General features: G+C 71.4%; 25 protein-coding genes and 1 pseudogene. 7 read left to right on the top strand and 19 right to left on the bottom strand.

All coding sequences use genetic code 11. The annotated features are described in order from the left end of the window. Window positions 1-65: 65 nt before the first annotated feature. Window positions 66-569, top strand: coding sequence for a transcriptional regulator BldD (bldD, locus tag IW245_RS39715; protein ID WP_197008190.1), 504 nt, complete (start codon window positions 66-68; stop codon window positions 567-569). A gap of 187 nt (window positions 570-756) precedes the next feature. Here bldD and nusB read toward each other — a convergent pair whose 3' ends face one another. From nusB to IW245_RS41380, 3 genes are all read right to left on the bottom strand, one after another. Next, a complete protein-coding gene (gene nusB, locus IW245_RS39710) occupies window positions 757-1,206 on the bottom strand; it encodes a transcription antitermination factor NusB (RefSeq protein ID WP_197008189.1) in 450 nt (149 codons plus the stop codon). Continuing rightward, entirely contained in the window at window positions 1,199-1,756 is a 558-nt protein-coding gene (efp, locus tag IW245_RS39705; protein ID WP_197008188.1) for an elongation factor P, read from the bottom strand. The genes nusB and efp overlap by 8 nt, the downstream gene beginning before the upstream one ends. A gap of 70 nt (window positions 1,757-1,826) precedes the next feature. Continuing rightward, window positions 1,827-2,954, bottom strand: a complete 1,128-nt coding sequence (locus IW245_RS41380; protein ID WP_197008187.1) for a bestrophin-like domain — start codon at window positions 2,952-2,954, stop codon at window positions 1,827-1,829. On the opposite strand from IW245_RS41380, the pseudogene IW245_RS42785 reads away from it, so the two are divergent. After that, window positions 2,848-3,324 (top strand): annotated as a pseudogene (locus IW245_RS42785) (DUF6923 family protein); the annotation flags it as partial. The gene IW245_RS41380 and the pseudogene IW245_RS42785 overlap by 107 nt on opposite strands. On the opposite strand, the gene IW245_RS39690 reads toward IW245_RS42785, so the two are convergent. Continuing rightward, a complete protein-coding gene (locus IW245_RS39690; protein WP_197008185.1) occupies window positions 3,261-3,563 on the bottom strand; it encodes a hypothetical protein in 303 nt (100 codons plus the stop codon). The pseudogene IW245_RS42785 and the gene IW245_RS39690 overlap by 64 nt on opposite strands. A gap of 107 nt (window positions 3,564-3,670) precedes the next feature. Here IW245_RS39690 and IW245_RS39685 point away from each other — a divergent pair, with 107 nt between their 5' ends. Then, complete coding sequence (locus tag IW245_RS39685; protein ID WP_197008184.1) at window positions 3,671-4,978, top strand: cellulose binding domain-containing protein; 1,308 nt, start codon at window positions 3,671-3,673, stop codon at window positions 4,976-4,978. On the opposite strand, the gene aroQ is transcribed toward IW245_RS39685, so the two are convergent. The 5 genes from aroQ to IW245_RS39660 form a co-directional block, all read right to left on the bottom strand. Further along, entirely contained in the window at window positions 4,975-5,421 is a 447-nt protein-coding gene (gene aroQ, locus IW245_RS39680) for a type II 3-dehydroquinate dehydratase (RefSeq protein ID WP_197008183.1), read from the bottom strand. The genes IW245_RS39685 and aroQ overlap by 4 nt on opposite strands. 64 nt (window positions 5,422-5,485) lie before the next feature. After that, complete coding sequence (aroB, locus tag IW245_RS39675) at window positions 5,486-6,505, bottom strand: 3-dehydroquinate synthase (protein WP_197008182.1); 1,020 nt, start codon at window positions 6,503-6,505, stop codon at window positions 5,486-5,488. Beyond that, entirely contained in the window at window positions 6,502-7,017 is a 516-nt protein-coding gene (locus IW245_RS39670) for a shikimate kinase (RefSeq protein ID WP_197008181.1), read from the bottom strand. The genes aroB and IW245_RS39670 overlap by 4 nt, the downstream gene beginning before the upstream one ends. Beyond that, complete coding sequence (gene aroC / locus IW245_RS39665) at window positions 7,014-8,204, bottom strand: chorismate synthase (RefSeq protein ID WP_197008180.1); 1,191 nt, start codon at window positions 8,202-8,204, stop codon at window positions 7,014-7,016. The genes IW245_RS39670 and aroC overlap by 4 nt, the downstream gene beginning before the upstream one ends. Before the next feature lie 133 nt (window positions 8,205-8,337). After that, window positions 8,338-9,063 (bottom strand): prepilin peptidase, encoded by a 726-nt coding sequence (locus IW245_RS39660; protein WP_197008179.1) that lies wholly within the window; start codon window positions 9,061-9,063, stop codon window positions 8,338-8,340. A gap of 80 nt (window positions 9,064-9,143) precedes the next feature. Between IW245_RS39660 and IW245_RS39655 the strand changes: the two genes are divergently transcribed. Next, entirely contained in the window at window positions 9,144-10,700 is a 1,557-nt protein-coding gene (locus IW245_RS39655; RefSeq protein WP_197008178.1) for an alpha/beta hydrolase, read from the top strand. A gap of 51 nt (window positions 10,701-10,751) precedes the next feature. Here the strand turns inward: IW245_RS39655 and IW245_RS39650 are convergent, their stop codons facing one another. From IW245_RS39650 to IW245_RS39615, 8 genes are all read right to left on the bottom strand, one after another. Further along, window positions 10,752-11,558, bottom strand: a complete 807-nt coding sequence (locus tag IW245_RS39650; protein WP_197008177.1) for a shikimate dehydrogenase — start codon at window positions 11,556-11,558, stop codon at window positions 10,752-10,754. Continuing rightward, window positions 11,555-12,727, bottom strand: coding sequence for an endolytic transglycosylase MltG (gene mltG, locus IW245_RS39645; protein ID WP_197008176.1), 1,173 nt, complete (start codon window positions 12,725-12,727; stop codon window positions 11,555-11,557). Before mltG ends, IW245_RS39650 begins: the two co-directional genes overlap by 4 nt. After that, window positions 12,724-13,185, bottom strand: a complete 462-nt coding sequence (ruvX, locus tag IW245_RS39640; RefSeq protein WP_197008175.1) for a Holliday junction resolvase RuvX — start codon at window positions 13,183-13,185, stop codon at window positions 12,724-12,726. The genes mltG and ruvX overlap by 4 nt, the downstream gene beginning before the upstream one ends. Then, complete coding sequence (gene alaS / locus IW245_RS39635; RefSeq protein ID WP_197008174.1) at window positions 13,182-15,869, bottom strand: alanine--tRNA ligase; 2,688 nt, start codon at window positions 15,867-15,869, stop codon at window positions 13,182-13,184. The genes ruvX and alaS overlap by 4 nt, the downstream gene beginning before the upstream one ends. Then, entirely contained in the window at window positions 15,869-16,132 is a 264-nt protein-coding gene (locus IW245_RS39630; protein WP_197008173.1) for a hypothetical protein, read from the bottom strand. The genes alaS and IW245_RS39630 overlap by 1 nt, the downstream gene beginning before the upstream one ends. Before the next feature lies 1 nt (window position 16,133). Continuing rightward, window positions 16,134-16,589: a DUF948 domain-containing protein gene (locus IW245_RS39625; protein WP_197008172.1), complete on the bottom strand. Its 456-nt coding sequence runs from the start codon at window positions 16,587-16,589 to the stop codon at window positions 16,134-16,136. Window positions 16,590-16,713: 124 nt separating this feature from the next. Continuing rightward, window positions 16,714-17,109 carry a hypothetical protein gene (locus IW245_RS39620; protein WP_197008171.1) on the bottom strand — a complete coding sequence of 132 codons (396 nt, stop codon included), beginning with the start codon at window positions 17,107-17,109 and terminating at the stop codon, window positions 16,714-16,716. Further along, window positions 17,109-18,575: a replication-associated recombination protein A gene (locus tag IW245_RS39615; RefSeq protein ID WP_197008939.1), complete on the bottom strand. Its 1,467-nt coding sequence runs from the start codon at window positions 18,573-18,575 to the stop codon at window positions 17,109-17,111. The genes IW245_RS39620 and IW245_RS39615 overlap by 1 nt, the downstream gene beginning before the upstream one ends. Window positions 18,576-18,676: 101 nt before the next feature. On the opposite strand from IW245_RS39615, the gene IW245_RS39610 reads away from it, so the two are divergent. Genes IW245_RS39610 through IW245_RS39600 form a run of 3 tightly spaced genes read left to right on the top strand, consistent with a single transcriptional unit; the run spans window position 18,677 to window position 19,959 of the window. Further along, entirely contained in the window at window positions 18,677-19,435 is a 759-nt protein-coding gene (locus IW245_RS39610; protein WP_197008170.1) for a GNAT family N-acetyltransferase, read from the top strand. Window positions 19,436-19,478: 43 nt separating this feature from the next. Next, complete coding sequence (gene cspE / locus IW245_RS39605) at window positions 19,479-19,682, top strand: transcription antiterminator/RNA stability regulator CspE (RefSeq protein WP_197008169.1); 204 nt, start codon at window positions 19,479-19,481, stop codon at window positions 19,680-19,682. Between the two features lie 58 nt (window positions 19,683-19,740). Then, window positions 19,741-19,959, top strand: coding sequence for a hypothetical protein (locus IW245_RS39600; protein ID WP_197008168.1), 219 nt, complete (start codon window positions 19,741-19,743; stop codon window positions 19,957-19,959). A gap of 5 nt (window positions 19,960-19,964) precedes the next feature. Here the strand turns inward: IW245_RS39600 and IW245_RS39595 are convergent, their stop codons facing one another. Both IW245_RS39595 and aspS read right to left on the bottom strand, forming a co-directional pair. Further along, the gene (locus IW245_RS39595) at window positions 19,965-20,771 is read right to left on the bottom strand and encodes an SDR family oxidoreductase (protein ID WP_197008167.1); all 807 of its coding nucleotides are present in this window, start codon (window positions 20,769-20,771) and stop codon (window positions 19,965-19,967) included. A gap of 83 nt (window positions 20,772-20,854) precedes the next feature. Next, window positions 20,855-22,594, bottom strand: coding sequence for an aspartate--tRNA ligase (aspS, locus tag IW245_RS39590; protein WP_197008166.1), 1,740 nt, complete (start codon window positions 22,592-22,594; stop codon window positions 20,855-20,857). Window positions 22,595-22,703: the final 109 nt, after the last annotated feature.

The following is a 22,703-nucleotide window of genomic DNA, read 5'->3' as shown; positions in this document are numbered from 1 at the left end:
GTACCGTCACGCTCCGTAGCGATGAACTGGGGAGCGTCCCCGGGCAAGTGACTGGGAGTGTCCGCATGCCCTCTGAGTACGCGAAGGCCCTCGGCTCTCGGCTCCGCTCCATCCGGCAGCAGCAGGGGCTGTCCCTGCAGGGTGTCGAGGAGAAGTCGAGCGGTCGTTGGAAGGCCGTGGTTGTCGGTTCCTACGAGCGCGGCGACCGTGCCGTAACTGTCGCCCGTCTGGCAGAACTCGCCGAGTTCTACCGGGTACCGGTGGGTGAACTGTTGCCTGACGGCAGCAGCGTCCGCCATGAGCAGGCCAACAAGATCATTCTTGATCTTGAGAAGTTGTACGAGCACCCCGCCGAAGAGCTGACGGTGGTCGCCCGGTACGCCCGGGGGATCCAGCAGCAGCGCGGCGACTACAACGGCCGGGTGCTGTCCATCCGCGCCGACGACCTGCGCACCCTCGCCGTCGTGTTCGACACGACCCCGTCGGGGCTGGTCGAGCAGCTGAACGAGTTCGGCGTGCTGGTCGCCGATCCGCGTTCGCTGATGCAGAACCAGGGTGGCCAGAACTAGGCGGTCCCCTGTAAAAACGCCTGAACCGGGCACTGTGAGACAACCCCCCGTCTCGTAGTGGCCGGTTCAGTTTTTTGGTTCTCGCGCGGGGGTTCGTGGCGGGTTGGCGTGAAGAGAGAAGAGCCTTTGACTCTCTTCACACCAACCCGCCACGAACGGTTTCGACGTCCGCGCGGCGGGGCTGTGGTTACCAGCGGCCGGAATAGTCGGATATCCGACCCAGTACGCCATTGATGAAGCGTGGGGAGTCGTCCGTGGACAGCTCCTTGGCCAACTCGACGGCCTCGCTGATCGCGACCGGCGCGTCGATGCCGTCGCCCCACATCAGCTCGAAGACAGCGATCCGCAGCAGATTGCGGTCGACGGTCGGCATCCGCTCCAGGGTCCAGCCCTCGGCGTAGGTCGAGATCAACTCGTCGATCTCCTCGCGCCGCTGGGCGACGCCCTCGACCAGGGTCACGGCGTACTCCGAGAACTTCGGGGCCTCCGGCTCGCGCAGCGAGATCTTCTGCCGCGCGGTCAGCACGCCGAGCATGCCGATCTGCCGGATGTCCGCCTCGTACAGCACGTCCAGCGCGCGCCGGCGCGCCTTGCGGCGCGCCGGGTTGTACGCCGGGTCGTGGGAGGACTCAGGCACGACCGAGGTACCGCTTGTCTCGGGTGTCGATCTTGACCTTCTCGCCGATGCTGATGAACAGCGGGACCTGCACCTCGGCGCCGGTCTCCAGGGTCGCGGGCTTGGTGCCGCTCGTGGAGCGGTCGCCCTGCATGCCCGGCTCGGTGTAGGTGACCTCGAACAGCGCGCTGGTCGGCAGCTCGATGAACAGGACGGCGCCCTCGTGGGTGGCGACGGTCACGATCATCTCGCCGAGCAGGAAGCCCGCGTCGTCGCCGACGATCTTGCCGGAGATGTGCAGCTGCTCGTAGCTGGACGTGTCCATGAAGACGAAGTCCTCGCCGTCCGCGTACAGGTACTGCATGTCGCGCTTGTCGACGGTCGCGGTGTCGACCTTGATGCCGGCGTTGAAGGTCTTGTCGACCACCTTGCCGGACAGCACGTGCTTCAGCTTGGTCCGGACGAACGCCGGGCCCTTGCCGGGCTTGACGTGCTGGAACTCGATGACGGTCCAGAGTTCGCCATCGAGGTTGAGGACGAGGCCGTTCTTGAGCTCGTTAGTGGATGCCATGCCTCGCTACGTCCTCTTTCGTATGGGTTGACTACTTCGGTACGGTGGCCGCTACTGGCCGTCGGACAGTCTACCGGCTCGGTGGAACGGACCCACCACCGCCGATCTGCACGAACCGCTCCAGAGCGAACCGCATCGCGTCCGGCCCGACGGCGGTCCCCCGACTGAAGGGGAACTCCAGCTCGTAGACCGCGTACAGCAGCATCACCACCATCATGGTGACCGTCACGACCATTGTCGCGTGCGCGAGCCGCCCGGGCACCCCGAACAGGTAGGCGAACGCGACGAACAGCACGGCGCCGGCGATCAGCGCGAACCACAGCACCGGGTTGACCCCGCCGTCGACCGCGGACAGCCGCGCACCCCGGGCGCCGACGACCTCGCGGAGTTTGTCCGCCGTGTCCTGGTAGCGCTTGGTGGTCACCGGGTCGGTGGACTTGAGGCTCTCGACCTGGACCCGCAGGTCGTCGAGGATCGCGTAGCCCTCCGGGGAGATCTCGTCGCGGGCGGCCATCTGCGGCCACTCCTTGTCGACGACGGTGTTCGCGTACAGCCGGCTGAGGGCCTCGATCGTGGCGCGCTGGGGCTCGGGCGCGTTGTGGCCGACCCAGTAGACCTCGACCAGGGCGTTGGCCTCCTTGTAGCTGTTGTCCTCGGCCTCGTTCATCGTGTCCCACACCGCGATGACGATGAAGGCGAGCATCACGGCGTAGAGCACGCCGATGATCTCGAAGAACGCGCCGGTGACGTCGTTGTGCTGCGCCCGCAGCTCCGCCGAGAGGTACCGGTGCTGGAGGTAGACGAGTGCCCCGGCGAGGACCCCCGCGCCGACGACCCACAGCAAACCTTCGAGGTAGATGTTCACCTTGAGCATTTTGAGGTAATAAACTCCAGAAATCATGTTTAATGTCTTGTTTTCCGCCATATTTGTCGTCGGGAGCGTGCCGGTCGCCGCTCCGCCGGCCGGATTGCCGTGCGGCCACGTGGTGTACGCGGCGACGCCGTACACCGACTCGTGGCTCACCTGGCCCGACGGGCGGGTCACGCGGACCGGGTACCAGCTCAACGCCCTCGCCGTCGACGGCCCCCGGTTGCACGCGCTCGCGATCCGCTGGCACGGCGCGCCCTTCGGCGACGGCGCGCACCTGGTCACGATCGACCCGGACGGCACGACCCACGACCACGGCGCCGTCGGCACCGGGACCATCGAGTCCTACGCCGGCACGATGGTCGCAGGCCACTACGTCGTGGCCGCCGGGGGCCGGATGCACGTCATCGACCCGACCACCGGACGGGTACTGAGCAGCGCGCCGATGGGCACGGCGGCCACGGTGGGCGACTGGGAGTACGACCCGGCCGACGGCGGGCTGTACGGCGTCACGGCCGACGGGCGCGGGCCGGCACAGTTGCTGCGCACCGACCCGGCGACCGGGGCCACCCGGACCGTCGCCCGACTGCCGGGGTCCGCGTACGGTTCGGCGTTCCTCGGGCCCGGCCGGGTGCTCTACGCGCTCGAGAACAACCGGGCCGGCCACTCCACCTGGTACGCCGTCCCGTTGGACCGGCCGGCCGCCGTGACCCGGCTCGGGTCCGGTCCCCTGGCTGCCACCAGCGACGCGACCGGCTGTGCTCCCGTCGCCGCGCCGCGGCCGGCCAGCAAAGCGCCCCCGCCGGCCGCACCCGCCGTCCCGCCGCCGGCGACCCCGCCGCCCACGACGCGGCCCAGCCCCCTGCCCCCGCCCCCGCCGTTGCCGTTCGCGCCGGCCGTGGCCGAGACGCCCCGGGTGCCGGTCCGCACCTGGGACACGAAGCACTGGATAGCGTTCCATCGATTGACCGGGGTCCCGGGCCTGCCTAGGCTGGCCGGACGGAGAGGAGAGCTGATCATCACCCCCACCCCTCAAGGAGATGGTCATGCTCAGACATCGTGCCGCGCTCGTCGCGGCCACCATCGCACTACTGGTCACCGGCGGCCTGGTCGGGACGGCGCACGCGGCCGGCAGGGTCACGGCGACGTTCGCGCGGACGTCGGTGTGGGCCAGCGGGTACCAGGCCCAGTACACCGTCACGAACGGCACGGGCTCGTCGATCAGCTCGTGGACCGTCGGCTGGGACCTGCCGGCCGGCACGACGATGGGCACCTACTGGGACGCGCTCGTCACCACGACCGGCACGCACACCATGGCCGCGAACCGCACCTACAACGGCACCGTGGCCCCCGGGGCCAGCGTCGTGTTCGGCTTCGTCGTCAGCGGCACGGGACTGCCGACGGGCTGCACCGTGAACGGGGCGTCCTGTGACGGCGCCGGCCCGTCGCCGACCCCCACGGTCTCCCCCACCGGGCCGCCGCCGGTCGCCGGGCCGCTGCCCGTCGCGCCGTACATCGACATGGGCGCGTGGCCCACGCCGGTGCTGTCGGACGAGGCCACCCAGGGCTACAGCCTCGGGTTCGTCACCGCGTCGGCGTGCAAGGCCATGTGGTTCAACGCGTACGACCCGCGGACCGGCTGGCAGAAGGACGAGATCGACAAGCTGCGGGCCCGGGGCGGGGACGTGAAGGTGTCCTTCGGCGGGGCCTCCGGGGCGGAACTCGCCCAAGCGTGCACCGACACCGGGGCGCTGACCGCGGAGTACCAGGCCGTGGTGACCGCGTACCAGTTGAAGTATGTGGATTTCGACATCGAGGGCGCCGCCATCGCCGAGCCGGCGTCGATCGCCCGGCGGAACACCGCCATGGCGAACCTGCAACGGGCCAATCCGGGGCTGAAGGTCTCGCTCACGCTGCCGGTGCTGCCCGAGGGTCTCACCACCGAGGGCCTCAACGTGGTCCGCACCGCCCGCGACGCCGGGGTGAACCTGGACCTCGTCAACATCATGGCGATGGACTACTACCGCGACGGCGACTACGGCGGCTTCGCCGTGCAGGCGGCGCAGAGCACGTTCACCCAGCTCAAGGCGCTCTACCCGGCCAAGACCGACGCTCAGGTCTGGAAGATGGTCGGCGTCACGCCGATGCTCGGCAAGAACGACGACGGCCGGGTGTACGACCAGGCCGACGCCCGCCAACTCGTCGCCTTCGCCCAGTCCAGGCACCTGGGCATGCTGGCGTTCTGGGAGGCCACCCGCGACCGCAACGCGTGCACCGGCCCGCTCTACCGGTGCACGAACATCCCGCAGTCCCCGTACGAGTTCTCCAAGATCTTCGCCGGGTACGCAGGCTAGGCGGACAGCGGCTTCGGCTGCCGGCCGGCCAGGTGCAGGAGCGCCAGCCGGTAGCCGTCGACCCCGAGCCCGACGATCACGCCCGTGGCGACCGCGGAGATCACCGAGTGCTCCCGGAACGCCTCGCGGGCGTGGATGTTGGAGATGTGCACCTCGACCAGCGGGCCGGTGAGCTGCGAACACGCGTCGCGGACCGCGATCGAGTAGTGCGTCCACGCCGCGCCGTTGAGAACCACGGCCGCGCCCTCGTCGGCGGCGTCGTGCAGCCAGCCGATCAGCTCGTGCTCGGCGTTGGTCTGCCGGACGTCCACGTCCAGGCCGAGCTCCCTGCCGGTGGACTCGCACAGCGCGACCAGGTCGGCGTAGGTGGTGGAGCCGTAGATCAGGGGCTCGCGGGTGCCCAGGCGGTTCAGGTTCGGTCCGTTGAGGACATACACCCTCACGACGCCACCTCGCTCCGCCCGGCGGCGCCGCTCAGGCGCACCACCGCGTCTCCTGGTCGCTCGCTCATGACGCCACCTCCGCGTAGGCCGCTTCCAGGAGCTCCTCCGACGGGGCCGTCATGATGGTCGGCCGGGCCAGGCCGTCGAGGACCACGAACCGCAGGGTAGCGCCCCGCGACTTCTTGTCGACGCGCATCGCGGCCCGCAGGTCCGGCCAGGCCTCCTTCGGGTACGCCGTCAGCAGCCCCAGCCCGCTGAGCACCGCGCGGTGCCGGTCCGCCGTCGCCTGGTCGAGCCGGCCGTCGAGTCGGGCCAGCGCGGCGGCGAACACCAGGCCCACGGAGACCGCGTGACCGTGCCGCCAGCGGTACTTCTCCCGGTTCTCGATCGCGTGCCCGAGGGTGTGGCCGTAGTTGAGGAACTCGCGCCGGCCGGTGTCGCGCAGGTCGTCCGCGACCACCTCCGCCTTCACCCGCACCGACCGCTCGACCAGCTCCGGCACGTGCCGGCGGAAGTCGTCGGCGATCAGGTCCAGGATCACCGGGTCGGCGATGAAGCCGTACTTGGCGACCTCGGCCATCCCGTTGACCAGCTCCGGCTCCGGCAGCGTCTCCAGGGTCGCCAGGTCGCACAGCACCAGGGCCGGCGGGTGGAACGCGCCCACCAGATTCTTGCCCGCGCCGGTGTTCACGCCGGTCTTGCCCCCCACGGCCGCGTCGACCATGCCCAACAGGCTCGTGGGCACCTGCACGACCCGGACACCGCGCAGCCAGCACGCCGCCACGAACCCGGCCAGGTCCGTCACCGCTCCCCCGCCGACGCCCACGACCACGTCCTGGCGGGTGAACCCGGCCGCGCCCAGCGTCGCCCAGCACCTCTCCGCCGTGGCCAGGCTCTTGCCGGCCTCCGCGTCGGGCACCTCGATCAGGGTGACCTTCGCGTCGATCCGGGCCGCGATCCGCTCGGCGTGCGCGCGCAGCGGGGCCGCGAACAGCACGGCCGCCTGGTCGGCCTTCGGGATCTCCACCGGCAGGTCCCGGCCGATCCGCACCTCGTAGTCGTCGCCGACCGGGATCGTCGTCACTGGGCAGCCAACTCCTTCAACGCCTCGCGGATCATGGCCACGATGTCGCCCGGGGCCGCGGTGGCGGGGACGATCACGTCGGCCACCTCCTCGTACAGCGGGCGGCGCTGGTCGAGCAGGAACTTCAGCGTCGCGCGCGGGTTGGACAGCAGCAACGGCCGGCCGCCCTGCAGACCGACCCGGCTGACGGCCGTGGACAGGTCCAGTTCCAGGTAGACGACGACGTGGCCCATGAGCAGGGCCCGGGTCTCCTCGGCCAGCACGGCCCCGCCGCCGAGGGCCAGCACGCCCGGGTGGTCGGCGAGCGCGTCGGCGACGGCCTTGCGCTCCAGGGCCCGGAACACGTCCTCGCCGTCGTCGACGAAGATCTCCGGGATCTCCTTGCCGGCCTCCGCGACGATGTCGGCGTCGGAGTCGCGGAACGCCACGCCCAGCGCCTCGGCGAGGGCCAGGCCGACCGTGGTCTTGCCCGCGCCGGGCGGGCCGACCAGGACGCACACCGGGCGGGTCATGCCAGGCCGTCCAGGTAGCCGGCGACGTTGCGCCGGATCTCGGCCACCGAGTCGCCGCCGAACTTCTCCGCCGCCAGGTCCGCCAGCACCAGGGCCACCATCGCCTCGGCGACGATCCCCGCGGCAGGCACGGCGCACACGTCGGACCGCTGGTTGATCGCGGTCGCCGCCTCGCCGGTGGTGGTGTCGAACGTGGCCAGCGCGCGGTTCAGTGAGGAGATCGGCTTCATCGCCGCGCGGACCCGGATCGGCTGCCCGTTGGACATGCCGCCCTCGATGCCGCCCGCGCGGTCGGTCTCACGGCGCACAGTGAGCGGATTCGTCTGGCCGCTCGCGGCCGGAAACATCTCGTCGTGGGCCACGCTGCCGCGCGAGCGTGCCTGGGTGAAGCCGTCGCCGACCTCCACGCCCTTGATCGCCTGGATGGACATCAGGGCGGCGGCCAGCTTCGCGTCGAGCCGGCGGTCCCACTGGGTGTGGGTGCCGACGCCGACGGGCACGTTGTAGGCGAGCACCTCGACGATGCCGCCGAGGGTGTCCGCGTCCTTCTTCGCCGCGTCGATCTCCGCCACCATCCGGGCGCTGGCCTCGGGGTCGAGGCAGCGCAGCGGGTCGGCGTCGAGCCGTTCCTCGTCGGAGGGCAGCGGGAGGACCCCCGGCTTGGCGGCCACGGAGCCCAGCTCGACGACGTGCGAGACGATCTCGATGCCGTAGGCCTGCTTGAGCAGCGCCTTGGCCACCGTGCCGATCGCGACCCGGGCGGCGGTCTCCCGGGCGCTCGCGCGCTCCAGGATCGGCCGGGCGTCGTCGTGCCCGAACTTCGACATGCCCGCCAGGTCCGCGTGGCCGGGGCGGGGCCGGGTCAGCGGCGCGTTGCGCGACTGGGCGGCGAGCTCCTCGGCGGACACCGGGTCGGCGGCCATCACGGTCTGCCATTTGGGCCACTCGCTGTTGCCGACCCGGACCGCGAACGGGCTACCCAGCGTCACACCGTGCCGCAGCCCTCCGATGATCTCGATGACGTCGCGCTCGAAGCTCATCCGTGCGCCGCGGCCATAGCCCAGGCGGCGTCGGGCGAGCTCGCGCTCGATCTCGGCGGTCGTCAACGCGACCCCGGCGGGCACCCCCTCGAGGATGGCGACCAGGGCGGGACCGTGGGACTCTCCAGCAGTGAACCATCGCAGCACGTGACGAGTCTTTCACGTGCCCGGACGGGTCAGCAGGGCGGCTCCGGGGCGTGTCCGCGCGTTTCTCAGCCTCTGGGACCGGGGGGCCGCAGAGTAGCTTCGATCAGGGCAATTCGCGCCCCAGCGCGAACGGTCACCACGGGACCGCGAGCGCCGCGAGGGCCCCGGCGAGCATCGCCGGACCGTAGGGCGCCGGGCCGGGGCGGCCGGCCAGCCGGCGGGTCACCGCGTGCGCCGCGCCGCACCCGAGGCCGATCAGGACGCTCGCCGCGACGGCCCGCCAGGACACCCAGCCGGTGGCCAGACCGAGGACCCCGCCGAGTTTGACGTCGCCGAAGCCGAGGCCGCCGGTGGCGCAGAGCGCGGCGTACCCGAGAAGGCAGGCGGTGGCGGCGAGCAGGGCGCGCGGCGTCCCGCCGGGGGCGACGAGGATCAAGGGCAGACCCACCATCGGGTACGCCGGCAGCACGAGCGCGTCCGGCAACCGCAGCGCGGCCAGGTCCACCCGGGCGAGGACCAGCCCGAGCCCCGCGAGCGGGAAGTAACACATTGTGACGATCGGACTCCAGTCGGACACAGTGGCCGGAAGGTGCGCCACCGCTGCCGCCGTCCACCCGAGCCGAGCCAGCGCGCCGGGGGCGGACACTGGTGGGCTGGCGGGCGCCAGCGGAGGCCTGGCCACCAGCAGCACCAGCGCACCCGCCAGGACCAGCGCGCCGATCCACCGGTCCCGCCAGGTGGCCGGCGTCGGACACCACCGGTCGGCGGCCCCGACGAGGACCGGCCCGCATCCGACCCCGAGCAGCACGGCGACCCAGATCACGCCGTAGTTATACCGACCGGGCGCAAACGGTTTCATGATCAACATCACAGGGTGCAACCTTGGGTGGAGCCATAACGTTTGTGACTAGGAATCCCTCATCCGAAGGAGTTGCCTGCATGACCCCTTTCACCCGGCTCCGGATGGCGGCGGGCACGGCCCTCGCGGCCGTGGCCGCCACCCTGGCCGTGACATCGCCCGCCGGGGCCGTCGCGGAGGCTCCCCCGGCCCAGACGCTCACCTGGAGCACCTGCGCCGACGGCTATGAGTGCGCGACCGCCGCCGCCCCCCTCGACTACGACCGGCCGCGCGGCGAGCAGATCTCGCTGTCGATGATCCGGATGCCGGCCACCGACCCGGCGCACAGGATCGGCTCGCTGTTCGTCAACTTCGGCGGTCCCGGCGCGTCCGGCGTCGACCGGCTCCAGTGGCGCGGCCACTGGGACTGGCTGTTCTCACCGGAGCTGCGCGCCCGGTTCGACGTCGTCTCGTGGGACACCCGGGGCGTCGGCCGGAGCACGGCCATCCGGTGTTTCGAGACCAAGGCCGAGCAGGAGACCTACTTCAACGCCGTCCCGGCGTTCCCGGCCACCGCAGCGCAGGAGCCGGCGTTCTACGCGCAGGCCGCCGACCTCACCACCCGCTGCAAGGAACGCGGCGGGGACCTGATCAACCACCTGTCCACCGCCAACACCGCGCGCGACCTCGACGTGATGCGCCGGGCCGTCGGTGACGACAAGCTCAGCTACCTCGGCCTGTCGTACGGCACGCACGTCGGCGCGACCTACGCCAACCTGTTCCCGACGAAGTTCCGGGCCCTGGTCCTCGACGGCGCGCTGGACTTCGCCGGCAGCGCCACCGGCCACGGCATCGAGGGCTTCACCAAGCCGATCGACACCCGCCAGGACGTGCCCCGGGGCATGGCCGAGACGTTCGACCAGTTCCTCACCCAGTGCGAGGCGGCTGGTCCGGACCGGTGCGCGTTCGCCAAGGGCGGCTCTCCCAAAGACCGGTTCAAGGCTCTGACCGACCGGGCGCGGGTCGCGCCGATCGTGCTCGACGGCGAGAGCTGGTCGTACACGACGATCATCAGCTCCGTCGGCGGCAACCTCGCCCACCCGGCGTGGTGGAAGGACCTCGCGACCCTGCTCGACCGGCTCGCGAACGTCCAGCCCGCCGCCGCGAAGTCCCTCCTCGCGGCGCGGCCGGCCAAGCCACTGCTCGGCGAGCAGTATCTGGACAACCGCAGCGAGGCGTACTTCGCCATCAACTGCACCGACAGTGTCGTGCCCCGCAACAACGCCACCTACAGCCGGCTCGCGGACCCCGAGGACCAGCGGGTGCCGTACTTCGGCCGGACCGGCGTCTTCGACTACCAGCCGTGCGCCACCTGGCCGGGCCACGACACCGACCGGTTCATGGGCCCGTGGAACCGGTGGACCCCGGCCCCGATCCTGGTCGTGAACAACCGGTACGACCCCGCCACCCCGCTGCACGGCGCGCAGGACGGCACCGCCGAGCTCGCCAACGCGCAGCTGATGGTGATCGAGGGCGCCGGGCACACCGGCATGTACGTGCCGAGCACCTGTGGCGAGAAGGCCAAGCGGGACTACCTGTTCACCGGGGTCCTGCCGCCGAAGAACCTCGTGTGCGCCGCGGACAACAGCCCGTTCTAGACGTACCCGTCGAATGATCTGAGAGGCCCGTCCCTTCGCGGGGCGGGCCTCTCAGCGTGCCGCGACCGCCGCGTCGAGGGCGGCGCGCATCGCGGCCTTCGGGGCCGCCAGCCCCGTGAACAGCGCGAACTGCAGATACGCCTGCGCGGCCAGCAGGTCCAGCCCGCTCACCACCCGGCAGCCTGCGGCCAGCGCCGCAGCGGCCAGCGGCGTCGGCCACGGGTCGTAGAGCACGTCGAACACGACGGTGTCCGGATGCGGCTTGAGGTCTGCGAGGCTGCCGGCGGCGCTCTTCGGCACCGTCGAGACGATCACGTCGGCGCGCGCGGCGTCGGCCAGGTCCTCCCAGTGCGCGGCGACGATCGGCACGTCCAGCTGGGCCGCGACGGGCAGCAGGTCCACCACGGCGGCGGGACGCCGGGCGTAGACCGTGGCCCGGGCCCCGAGCGAGGACGCCGCCGCCAGCGCCGCGCGGGCCGTGCCGCCAGCGCCCACGATCGCGATCTCGGCGGCGGACGTGCAGCCAGCGTCCGCCAGCGCCGCCACCGCGCCGGGCGCGTCGGTGTTGTCCAGGAACAGCCCGCCGCCCCGCAGCACGAGGGTGTTCCCCGCGCCCAGCACCCGGGTCAGCGGGGTCACCTCCGTGGCCACCGAGAGCGCGACCTCCTTGAGCGGCATGGTCAGCGACAGCCCGGCCCACTCCGGGCCGAGACCGGCCACGAAGGACTCCAGCTCGTCCTCGCCGACGTCGATCGCGGCGTAGGACCAGTCGGACAGGCCCAGGGCGGCGTAACCGGCGTTGTGCAGGACAGGGGACAGCGAGTGGCCGACGGGTCGACCGAGCACCGCCGCCCTCACCGGCAGGCGTCCCCGGTCAGCACCCCGGCCTGGCAGGCCTTGCGCCGGTTCGCGTCGTGCTCGGCGAGCGTGACGGCGAACGCGGAGTGGCCCTGCTTGTCGACGGCGACGAAGTACACCCAGTCGCCGACCGGCGGGTCGATCGAGCCCTTCAGCGCCGCGGCCCCCGGGTTGGAGATCGGCCCGGCGGGCAGACCCCGCACGCTCTTCACGTTGTACGGGTTCTTCGGGTCGTCCAGCTCCGCCGGGGTCAGGTCGGACGAACTCTTCGACGGCTTGTTCTGCTTGATCAGCCAGTAGTTGGCCGTCACGTCGAACTCGAGCGGCATGTTCTTCTTGTACGCCCGGTTGTAGGCCACCCGGGCCACCTTCCCCAGGTCGTCGGCGTTGCCGGCCTCCACCTGGGCGAGCGAGGCCACGATCAGCGCCTCGAACGGCGAGATCTGCCGCTCCTTCTCCGCCTTGGTGATGAAGCCGCTGGACTCCATCTCCTCGTTGAACCGGGCGACCAGGCGCTCCAGGATCGACGTCGCCGTGAAGCCGGGCTCGAACTCGTAGGTGTCCGGGAACAAGAAGCCCTCGATGGACTTCTCCACCGGCTTGCCGTCACCGCGTTTGAACCAGAAGTCCGGCACGCCGAGCGCCACCGGATCCTTCGCCGCCGCCTCGAACTCCGCGGCCGGGATCTTGGTGACCTTCTCCAACTCGGCGAACGTGCCCTTGTACGTCAGGCCCTCGCGCAGGGTCACCTTGGTGGTGATCTTGTTGTTCAGGTCGAGCAGCGCGGTCACCGCGTCCTTGGCCCGCATCTGCTTGTGCACCTTGTAGGTGCCCGGCTGAAACGCCGTCCCCTTCGGGTTCTCCCCCGCCGCCTCGACGAACGCCTTCGCGCTCTTCACCACGTCAGCGTGGTACAGCGTGTTGGCGATGTCCGCGACCGTCTGGCGGGGCTTGACCTGCACCGTGGTCTCGGTGGTCCCGCCCGTGGCGTAGTCGGGGGTGGTGAGCATGTCACCGATCTTGTTCGCGCCCCACCAGGCGCCGGCGCCCAGCACGCCGAGGATGACGACCACGAGGACCAGCGCGAGGCCGCTCCTGCCGCGCTTCTTCTTCCGGCGGCGGTGCCGGCCGGGGTCGACGTCCTCGTACAACCCCAGTTCGTCCATCATCCGCGTAGCCTCCGCTGAGCGTCGAGCCAACCCTGCAGGATCTCCACCGCGGCCGCCTGGTCGACGACAGCGCGCTGGCGCTTCCCCTTGACACCCCGTTCCGCGAGCCTACGTCCCGCCACGACGGTGGACATCCGCTCGTCGGACAGGTGGATCGGCACGGTCCCCAGCACCACGGCCAAACGCGCAGCGTAGTCACGGACAGCCTTCGCCGCCAGTCCCTCTTTGCCATTCAGAGCGATTGGAAGCCCTACAACGACCCCGATTGCATCATATTCGGTGACAAGTTTGGCGATCTCCGACAGATCGGTGGGAGATTCCGCCTCGGACTGGTCCCGGGCGACGGTGACGACCGGGGTCGCGAGGATGCCGTCCGGATCGGAGCGCGCGACCCCGATCCGGACGTTCCCGACATCAATTCCGAGTCGGACGCCCCGCTGCCAGCCGGTGCCGGTCAAGGCCGCTCCGCGACCAGCTTCTCGACCGCGAGCAGCAGCGCCGCGGCCTGATCCGCCGGGACGCCGCCGCCCTGGGCCAGGTCGGCGTTGCCGCCACCCTTGCCCGACAGCGCGCCCTTCACCAGCTCGCCGGCCGACAGGCCCGCGATCTTGGCCGCGGCGTTCACCGCGATGACGATCGACGCCTTGCCGTTGGCCCGCGCGGTCACGGCCACCACGGCCGGCCGCTTCGGGTCGATCTTGCCCCGGACGTCCTGCGCCAGGGTCCGCACGTCGTTCGCGCCGGTGCCCTCCGGGGCCTCCGCGCCCACGTACGCCACGCCGCGCACGTCCTTCGCGCCCGCCGCCAGACCGCCGGAGTTGGCGAGCACCATCTGGGCCCGCAGCTTCTCCAGCTCCTTCTCGGTGTCCTTGAACTGGGCCATCATCTGCGCCACCCGGTCACCCAGCTGGTCACTGGGCACCCGGAACAGCTCGGCCAGCCGCAGCACCAGGTCGCGCTCGCGGGCCAGGTAGCGGAACGCCTCGTGGCCCACCACGGCCTCGATCCGGCGGGAACCCGCGCCGACCGAGGACTCGCCGGTCACGGCCATCGGGCCGATCTGCGCCGAGCGCTCGACGTGCGTGCCGCCGCACAGCTCGCGCGACCACTCGCCGCCGATCTCCACGACCCGGACGTCCTCGTCGTACGTCTCGCCGAACAGGGCGATCGCGCCCAGGTCCTTGGCCTTCGCGATCGGCATCACGTTCGCCGTGACCAGCAGGTCGCTGCGGACCGCGAGGTTGGAGACCTCCTCGATCTCGCTGCGGGTCTCCGGCGACAGCGCGCCGCGCCACGAGAAGTCCAACCGCAGGTATCCGGGGCGGTTGTACGAACCCGACTGCAGGGCCGCCGGGCCGAGCACCTGGCGCAGCGCCGCGTGCACCACGTGTGTGCCCGAGTGCGCCTGCCGCGCGCCGATCCGCCACTCCTTGTCGACCGCCGCGTGCACCTTCTGGCCCACGTGCAGCTCGCCGTGCAGCACCCGCACCTGGTGCGAGACCAGCTTCTTCACCGGCCGCTGCACGTCGAGCACCTCGGCCTCGACGTCCGTGCCGACGAGGCGGCCGGCGTCGGAGTCCTGGCCGCCGGACTCGGCGTAGAACGGGGTCCGGTCCAGGATCACGGTGACGACCTCGCCCGGGGCGGCGTGCCGGGTCGGCAGGCCCTCCTTGAGCATCGCCAGGATCGTCGCGTCGGACTCCAGCGTCGTGTACGCCACCCAGTCCGTCGGGCCGTGCTCGTCGAGTACCGACCGGAACGCCGACAGGTCCGCGTGCCCGCTCTTGCGCGCCGCCGCGTCGGCCTTCGCCCGGGTCCGCTGCTCGAGCATCAGGGCCTTGAAGCCCTCCACGTCCACCGACAGGCCCTGCTCGGAGGCGATCTCCAGCGTCAGGTCGATCGGGAAGCCGAACGTGTCGTGCAGCTGGAACGCCTTGGAACCCGCGAGCTTCTCGCCGCCGGCCGACTTGGTCTCCGTCAGGGCCAGGTCCAGGATCGTCGTGCCCTGCCGCAGGGTGGACAGGAAGGCGTCCTCCTCCGCGTACGCGTACCGCGCGATCCGGTCGTAGTCGCTGGCCACCTCGGGGTAGCTCGGGGCCATGCAGTCCCGGGCGACCGGCATAAGGTGCGGCATCGCCTGACCCTCGAAGCCCAGCAGGCGGATCGAGCGGATCGCCCGGCGGAGGATGCGGCGGAGCACGTAGCCCCGGCCCTCGTTGCCCGGGGTCACGCCGTCGCCGATCAGCATCAGGCCGGTGCGGACATGGTCGGCGATGACCCGCAGCCGCACGTCGTCGGGGTGGGACTCGGAGGCCACGTGGCTCTTCGACGCGCCGTACCGCTTGCCGGTCAGCTCCTCGGCCTTCTCGATCAGCGGCCGGACCTCGTCGATCTCGTAGAGGTTGTCCACGCCCTGCAGGACGGAGGCGATCCGCTCCAGGCCCATACCGGTGTCGATGTTGCGCGCCGGCAGCTCCCCGAGGATCGGGAAGTTCTCCTTGTCGGTGCCCGGGCCGCGCTCGTACTGCATGAAGACGTTGTTCCAGATCTCCATGTAGCGGTCCTCGTCGACCTCCGGGCCGCCCTCGCGGCCGTAGGACGGGCCGCGGTCGATGAAGATCTCCGAGCACGGGCCGCACGGGCCGGGGATGCCCATCGACCAGTAGTTGTCCTTCTTGCCCCGGCGCACGATCCGGTCCATCGGGAGCCCGACGGTGTGGTGCCAGATGTCGATGGCCTCGTCGTCGTCGAGGTAGACGGTGGCCCACAGGGACTCCGGATCCAGGCCGTAACCGCCCTGGTCCAGGGACTTCGTCAGCAGCTCCCACGCCATCGGGATGGCCTCGGCCTTGAAGTAGTCCCCGAAGGAGAAGTTGCCGTTCATCTGGAAGAACGTGCCGTGCCGGCTGGTCTTGCCGACCTCGTCGATGTCGGGCGTCCGGATGCACTTCTGCACCGAGACCGCACGCTTCCACGGAGCTGCCTGCTGGCCCAGGAAGTAGGGGACGAACTGCACCATACCGGCATTGATGAACAGCAGGTTCGGGTCATCAATCGCTGGCAGGGGCGCGCTGGGCACGACCGTGTGCCCGTTCGCCTCGAAGTGGGCCAGGAACCGGCGCTTAATCTCCGCGGTCCGCATCAGTATTCTTCGCTTTCCATCTCAGGGTCGGTGATCAGAAGGCCGTGCGCGATCGCGTCGGCGATCTCCGCCTCGCGCTCGGCCGCGCCCTCGCGGACGTCTTCCACAAAACTACGGACCGAGTCGAGCAGCCCGCCAGCGGACTGGCCGAGGTTGCCCGCGATGCCGGCCGGCGTGAACGCGTGCGCGGTGCGGGTCAGCTTGCGGACCACGACCACCCCGACGGCGACCCCGACGCCCAGCCACAGCAGTCGCTTGAACATGTCAGCCCTTCCTGGCGGCCTTGCGGCGCGACTTGAGCTCGTCGCGCACCTCGCGGTCCTCGTCGGCGGCACGGCGCTTGGCCGCGGCCTTGCGGAACCCGTAGCCGAGGGCCGCGACCTTCACCAGCGGGTTGGCCACCGCCGCCGACACCAGGGTGCTCACGTTCGCCACGTTGGCGGTGAGCTGCGAGGCGTGGCTGGTGATCGTGTCCACCCGGGCGAGCTGCTCGTTCACGCCGTCCAGGGTCACCTGCACCTGGCCGAGGGCCACGTTGACGTTGTCGACCGTCGTGTTGACGTTGCCGAGCAGCGGACCGGTCCGGTCGGTGAGGTCCGTCAGCGCCCGGGTCGCCGCGTCCACGGTGTGCCGGAGCCTCAGGATCGGCACCGCGAGGGCCGCCACCAGACCTACGAATGCGACGGCCGCGATCAGGGCCGCGACCTCTCCGAACGACACTGCGGTCCCCCTTCGTGACAAACCTCTCGCGCTGACCCTATCGCTAGCTCCCGGCCGACCAGCGCCAGGCCTTCACGGACACGCGACGGCCCTTCCGCGACGGCGCGACCCCCGGAGGCACCGGCTAGGGCTTCGCCATCACCATGATGGTCAAGGTGGTCGCCGGAGTGGCATCCGGAGTGGCACTGTCGTTACCACCACCTGACACCGTGATCAGGAGGTCCTCCGCCGTCCAGCAGCCGTCCTTCGTCGGATTCTTCCCGCACGACGGGCCGCCGTCGTGGAACCGCCAGCCGGCCCGGTCCAGCGCCTGCGAGTACGCCGACTCGGCCTCCGCCGCCCGCCGGGGCACCCCCACGTACGTCCGGACCAGGTTGTCGCCCTTCGTCGTGTCGGCCGGCTTGCCGAGCCAGTCGGGCGCCTCGACCTTGTCCAGCGCCTCGGCGGCACCGCTCGGGCCCCCGCAGCCGGTCAGGGCCAGGGCCGCCACGGACAGGGCGACCAGGAACTTCGTGCGCACTAGGAGTCTCCCCGGGAGCGGATGATGGTCCGCAGCTTGTCGAGTCGTTCGGACACCGCGCGCTCCGCGCCGTGTGAGCTGGGCTGGTAGTAGTCGCGGCCGACGACCTCGTCCGGCGCGTACTGCTGGGCGACGACGGCGCGCGGGTCGTCGTGCGGGTAGCGGTAACCGGCGCCGTGGCCGAGGCCCTTCGCGCCCGCGTAGTGCGCGTCGCGCAGGGCCGGCGGGACGTTGCCGGTCCGGCCGGCCTTCACGTCGGCGATCGCCGCGAAGATCGCCGTGGTCACCGAGTTGGACTTCGGGGCCGTGGCCAGGTGCACCACGGCCTGGGCCAGGTTGAGCTGGCCCTCCGGCAGACCGATCAGCGCCACGGCCTGCGCGGCGGCCGTCGCGACCTGCAACGCCGTCGGGTCGGCCATCCCGACGTCCTCGCTGGCGAAGATGACCAGCCGGCGGGCGATGAACCGGGGGTCCTCACCCGCGACGAGCATCCTGGCCAGCCAGTGCAGGGCGGCGTCGACGTCGGAGCCGCGCATGCTCTTGATGAACGCGCTGGTCACGTCGTAGTGGCCGTCGCCGTCGCGGTCGTAGCGCACGGCGGCGACGTCGATGGCCGCCTCGATCGTCGCGAGATCGATCATCCGGGTACGAGGCCCCGCGGCCCCCGGCACGGCCGACGCGCGACCGTCGGCCGCCGGGTCGGGCCGGGCGGCGTCTCCGGGTGCCGCGGCAGCGTCACCCGACGCCTGTTCGGGCCGCGCGGCGTCGCCCGGGGCCCGGGCCGCGGACGCGGCGGCCTCCAGGGCCGTGAGGGCCTTGCGGACGTCTCCCCCGGCGAGCCGCACGAGATGGTCGCGCGCCTCCGGGGTCAGCGTGACCGTGCCGGCCAGGCCGCGCTCGTCGGTCAACGCCCGGTCGACCAGCCCGCCGACGGCCACCTCGTCCAGCGCCCGCAGGGTGAGCAGCACGCACCGGGACAGCAGCGGGGAGACGATCGAGAAGTAGGGATTCTCGGTGGTCGCCGCGAGCAGGGTGACCGTGCGGTCCTCCACGGCGGCCAGCAGCGAGTCCTGCTGGGTCTTGGTGAACCGGTGCACCTCGTCGATGAACAGCACCGTCGCCCGGCCGGAGCGCCGGCGGTCGGCCTTCGCGGCGGCGATCACCTCGCGGACGTCCTTGACCCCGGCGGACAGGGCCGACAGGGCGACGAACCGGCGCTGCGAGGACCGGGCCACCAGGTGCGCGACAGTCGTCTTGCCCGAGCCGGGCGGGCCCCAGAGGATCACCGACATCGGAGAGTCGCCGCTGACCAGCTGGTGCAGCGGGGCCCCCGGCGCGAGCAGGTGCGCCTGACCGACCAGCTCGTCGATGGCGCGGGGTCGCATCCGGACGGCCAGCGGGGCTCCCGGCGGCACGTCGGCGAACTCGCCGGGGGACGCGGTGGCCGAACCCCCGGGCTCCGACATCTCGAACAGCGCGTCCACGCCGCAGACCTTACCGGCGACCCCCGACGGAACCCGGTCATCGCCCGGCGAGCGGTGACGACGCTCACCGGTACCGTCGGGGCGTGGAACCCGTCATCCTCACCGACCGCGCGGCGTTGCGCGCGCTCGACGACAGCCCCTACCTGCGCCTGGTGCTCCTCGAGGAGGCACCCGTCACGGGGTACGCGCACGGCGGCGCCCTGCTCGTCCTCAGCCGACGGCCCGACGGCGAGCCCCGCGGCCACGGGCTGGGCGACCCGGGGGCCTGCGCCGCGCTGCTGGCGTTCGCCCGCGAAGAGGGGCTGCTGGCCGCCGGGCACTGGTTCAACGGGCCCCGGGGCGTGGCCGCCGGGTTCGAGGGACGGGTGCACGAGTGGGACTTCCTGTGGACGGAGTCCGCCCCGCCGGAGGCGCCCGACGCGCCCGAGGTGCTTCGGCTCGACGGCCCGACGTCCGCGGCGGAGATCGACGCCGTCCTGGACCTGGCGCTGCCGGAGAGTTCGATCCGGCCGACCGACGGGAAGGCCCGGGGATGGTTCGGGATCCGGGTCGCCGGCGCTCTCGCCGCGGTCGCCGCCGACGAGAGCTCCCCCGGGTTCGGGGTCGTCTCCGGGATCGCCGTGCACCCCGCCCACCAGGGCCGCGGCCTCGGCGCGGCGCTGACGGCCGCGGTGACCCGGACCCTGCTCGCCGAGCACGGCATCACCGGCCTGGGGGTGTATTCGGACAACGCCCGCGCCGCGGCCCTGTACAGCCGACTGGGCTACCGGGGGACCATCGCGCGGACCGCCGGCAGGTTGGCATCGTCCGATTCGCGTGTTCGCGGGGCGATACCGGGCTAGGCTGGGGGGTAAGTCACGCGGTAGCAACAGGAAGGCCGGGTCAATGGCCGAAGGAACAGTGAAGTGGTTCAACGCCGAAAAGGGTTTCGGCTTCATCACTCCGGACGACGGCGGGCAGGATCTCTTCGTGCACTTCTCCGCTATCGCGAGCCAGGGCTATCGCAGCCTGGATGAGAACCAGCGGGTCGAGTTCGATGTGGGTCAGGGCCAGAAGGGCCCGCAGGCGGAAAACGTCAAAGCGATCTGACGGCAGCCAGCTCTCCCCGCCGTTAGACCGCGCCCTCACACGGTTGCGGGAGGCAGTGATGGTTGAGCGACGCACGTTGAGCATTGTGGACTGGCACGCTGACGGAAGCGCGTCGTCCGCTTTCTGGGCGATCACGGTCGAACAGCGCGCCCAGGTGGAGGCCATCCTCGGACGGTCCTCCGACGTGAACGGACTGGTGACAGCGGCGCAGGCGGCCGAGGCCCGCGAGGCGACGAGCGGGTGGCTGTCCTGCACGAACGACGACTCCCGGCTCTGAGCTGATCAGGCCGCGAGTTCGCGTACGCCCCTGAGCCTGGTGTGCAGCAGGTCCAGGGCAAGGCTGGTATCGAGGCGGATCTCCCCCGGGCACGCGAAGGGGGCGGGTCCGCCTCGCAGTCTGTCCGGGTCGATCCCGAGCCGCGCGGCGAACAGGACGCCCAGCTCGTAGCGGCTGACGGCGTCGGGGCCGGCGACGTTGAGGACGCCGGCGTGGTCGTTGCCGGCGAGTTCCAGCAGGGCCGAGGCGAGGTCGGCGACGTGGATCGGGCAGCGCAGCTCCTCCGTGAACAGCACGCCGTCGCGGCGGCCCTCCGCCAGATCCCGGATGATCTTCTCGTGGGCGCTGTCGCCGTCGCCGAGGATCAGGGAGTTGCGCACGATCACCGCGTCCGGGTGTACGGCGTGGATCGCGGTCTCCGCCGCGGCCTTCGACCCGCCGTAGGACGTGATCGGCTCCGGGGTGTCCTGCTCGGTGTAGGGCGCCGTGCGACCGGCGAACACCGCGTCGCTGGACACGTGCACCAGCCGGCGGCCCACCGACGCCAAGGCCACGTTCGCCGCGCCGTCGGCGTTGACCGACCAGGAGTTCCGGGCGAAGGCGGTGTGCACGACGGCGGATGGGTCCGCGTCCTCGACCAGGGCTGCGACGGCGACCCGGTCGGTGACGTCGAGGCGGTGCCAGGTGACGCCGCCGATCTCGGGGACCCGGGACTGGTAGGTGCCGACGACCCGCCAGCCGGCGGCGACCGCCCGGCGGGCGACCTCCGCGCCGAGGAAGCCGGACGCGCCCGTGATGAGAAGAGTGTCCACGGGAGGAGACTAACGCCGGCGCGGCGGCCGATCGGCCGCCGCGCTCGGGTGACGCTTCCCCGTACCCGAAAAATGGGTTGGGTTTATGCCTTCTTCGGGGGGCCGTCCACGCCCGCCTCGAGGCGCTGCTGGGCCGTGATCGGGGTCGGCGCGCCGGTCAGCGGGTCGTAGCCGCCGCCGGACTTCGGGAACGCGATCACGTCGCGGATCGTGTCCGAGCCGGCGAGCAGCATGCAGACCCGGTCCCAGCCGAACGCGATGCCCGCGTGCGGCGGCGGGCCGTAGTTGAACGCCTCCAGCAGGAAGCCGAACTTGTCCGCCGCCTCCTCCTCGGTGATGCCCAGCAGGTCGAACACCCGGCGCTGGACACCGCCCTTGTGGATACGGACCGAGCCGCCGCCGATCTCGTTGCCGTTGCAGACGATGTCGTAGGCGTAGGCCAGGGCGCCGTCCGGGGACTCCTCGAACTTCGGCTCCCACTCCTCGTTCGGCGAGGTGAAGGGGTGGTGCACGGCGGTCCAGGAACCGTCGTCGTTCTTCTCGAACATCGGGGCGTCGACCACCCAGCAGAACGCCCACGCGGCCTCGTCGATCAGGTTCGACCGCCTGGCGATCTCGATCCGGGCCGCGCCCAGCAGCTCCTGGGACGCGCGGCGCTCGCCGGCGGCGAAGAACACCGCGTCACCCGGCTTCGCGCCGGCCGCGTCGGCCAGGCCGGCCAGGTGCGCCTCGGACAGGTTCTTGGCGACCGGGCCCCGGGCCTCACCGGTCTCGGCGTCGAACAGCACGTACGCCAGGCCGCGTGCGCCCCGGGACTTCGCCCAGTCCTGCCAGCCGTCGAGCTCCTTGCGGGTCTGCGCCGCCCCGCCCGGCATGACGACCGCGCCGGTGTAGGGGGCCTGGAACACCCGGAACTCTGTGCCCTGGAAGTAGGTCGTCAGCTCGACCAGCTCCACGCCGTAGCGCAGGTCGGGCTTGTCGGAGCCGTACCGGTCCATCGCGTCGTGCCAGGTGATCTGCGGCAGCGGCCGGGGCATCTCGTAGCCGACCAGCTCGCGCCACAGGGCGGCGGCGATCGACTCGCCGAGCTCGATGATGTCCTCCTGGGTCACGAAGGACATCTCGATGTCGAGCTGGGTGAACTCCGGCTGCCGGTCCGCGCGGGAGTCCTCGTCGCGGTAGCAGCGGGCGATCTGGTAGTACCGCTCCATGCCGGCGACCATCAGAAGCTGCTTGAACAGCTGCGGGGACTGCGGCAGCGCGTACCAGGAACCCGGCTTGACCCGCACCGGCACCAGGAAGTCGCGCGCGCCCTCCGGGGTGGACCGGGTCAGGGTCGGGGTCTCGATCTCCACGAACTTGCGCTCGTTGAGCAGGTCGCGGGCGATCCGGTTGGCGTCCGAGCGCATCCGCAGCGCCTTCGCCGGGCCGGAGCGGCGCAGGTCCAGGTAGCGGTACTTCAGCCGGGCCTCGTCGCCCACCTCGACGTGGTCGTCGATCGGCAACGGCAGCGGGGCCGCCTCCGACAGGATGACAAGCTCGGTGACGTTCAGCTCGATCTCGCCGGTGGGCAGCTCGGGGTTCTCGTTGCCGGCGGGGCGCAGCTCGACGGTGCCGGTGACCTTCACGCAGTACTCGTTGCGCAGGCCGTGGGCGGCGTCGTCCTCCCCGCGGAACACGGCCTGGACGAACCCGGAGGCGTCGCGCAGGTCGATGAAGATCACGCCGCCGTGGTCGCGGCGCCGGGCGACCCAGCCCGCCAGGGTCACGCGCTCGCCGACGTGCGTGGAACGCAGCGCCCCGGCCTCGTGGGTGCGGATCACAGAGCTTCTCCTTCGTCCGTTTTCGTCGCGCAACATTCTCGCAGAGCGCCCGGTGGGCGCTGGGCTGGGCACCCCCGCCGTGGGCGGGCCGGGCCGACAGCCTCGGTCC

This window comes from Longispora fulva, assembly GCF_015751905.1.
Lineage (GTDB): Bacteria > Actinomycetota > Actinomycetes > Mycobacteriales > Micromonosporaceae > Longispora > Longispora fulva.
Note: the sequence above shows the minus strand (reverse complement) of the source record. Positions and strands in the feature narration are given on the sequence as shown.

Excerpts from the sequence above, each read along its gene's own strand:
- IW245_RS39615 (WP_197008939.1), bottom strand. The coding sequence starts at position 18,575 with ATGTCGGAGCCCGGGGGTTCGGCCACCGCGTCCCCCGGCGAGTTCGCC.
- IW245_RS39630 (WP_197008173.1), bottom strand. The coding sequence starts at position 16,132 with ATGTTCAAGCGACTGCTGTGGCTGGGCGTCGGGGTCGCCGTCGGGGTG.
- IW245_RS39660 (WP_197008179.1), bottom strand. The coding sequence starts at position 9,063 with ATGAAACCGTTTGCGCCCGGTCGGTATAACTACGGCGTGATCTGGGTC.
- IW245_RS39670 (WP_197008181.1), bottom strand. The coding sequence starts at position 7,017 with ATGACCCGCCCGGTGTGCGTCCTGGTCGGCCCGCCCGGCGCGGGCAAG.
- IW245_RS39655 (WP_197008178.1), top strand. The coding sequence starts at position 9,144 with ATGACCCCTTTCACCCGGCTCCGGATGGCGGCGGGCACGGCCCTCGCG.
- IW245_RS39600 (WP_197008168.1), top strand. The coding sequence starts at position 19,741 with ATGGTTGAGCGACGCACGTTGAGCATTGTGGACTGGCACGCTGACGGA.
- mltG (WP_197008176.1), bottom strand. The coding sequence starts at position 12,727 with ATGATGGACGAACTGGGGTTGTACGAGGACGTCGACCCCGGCCGGCAC.
- IW245_RS39685 (WP_197008184.1), top strand. The coding sequence starts at position 3,671 with ATGCTCAGACATCGTGCCGCGCTCGTCGCGGCCACCATCGCACTACTG.
- bldD (WP_197008190.1), top strand. The coding sequence starts at position 66 with ATGCCCTCTGAGTACGCGAAGGCCCTCGGCTCTCGGCTCCGCTCCATC.
- cspE (WP_197008169.1), top strand. The coding sequence starts at position 19,479 with ATGGCCGAAGGAACAGTGAAGTGGTTCAACGCCGAAAAGGGTTTCGGC.
- efp (WP_197008188.1), bottom strand. The coding sequence starts at position 1,756 with ATGGCATCCACTAACGAGCTCAAGAACGGCCTCGTCCTCAACCTCGAT.
- alaS (WP_197008174.1), bottom strand. The coding sequence starts at position 15,869 with ATGCGGACCGCGGAGATTAAGCGCCGGTTCCTGGCCCACTTCGAGGCG.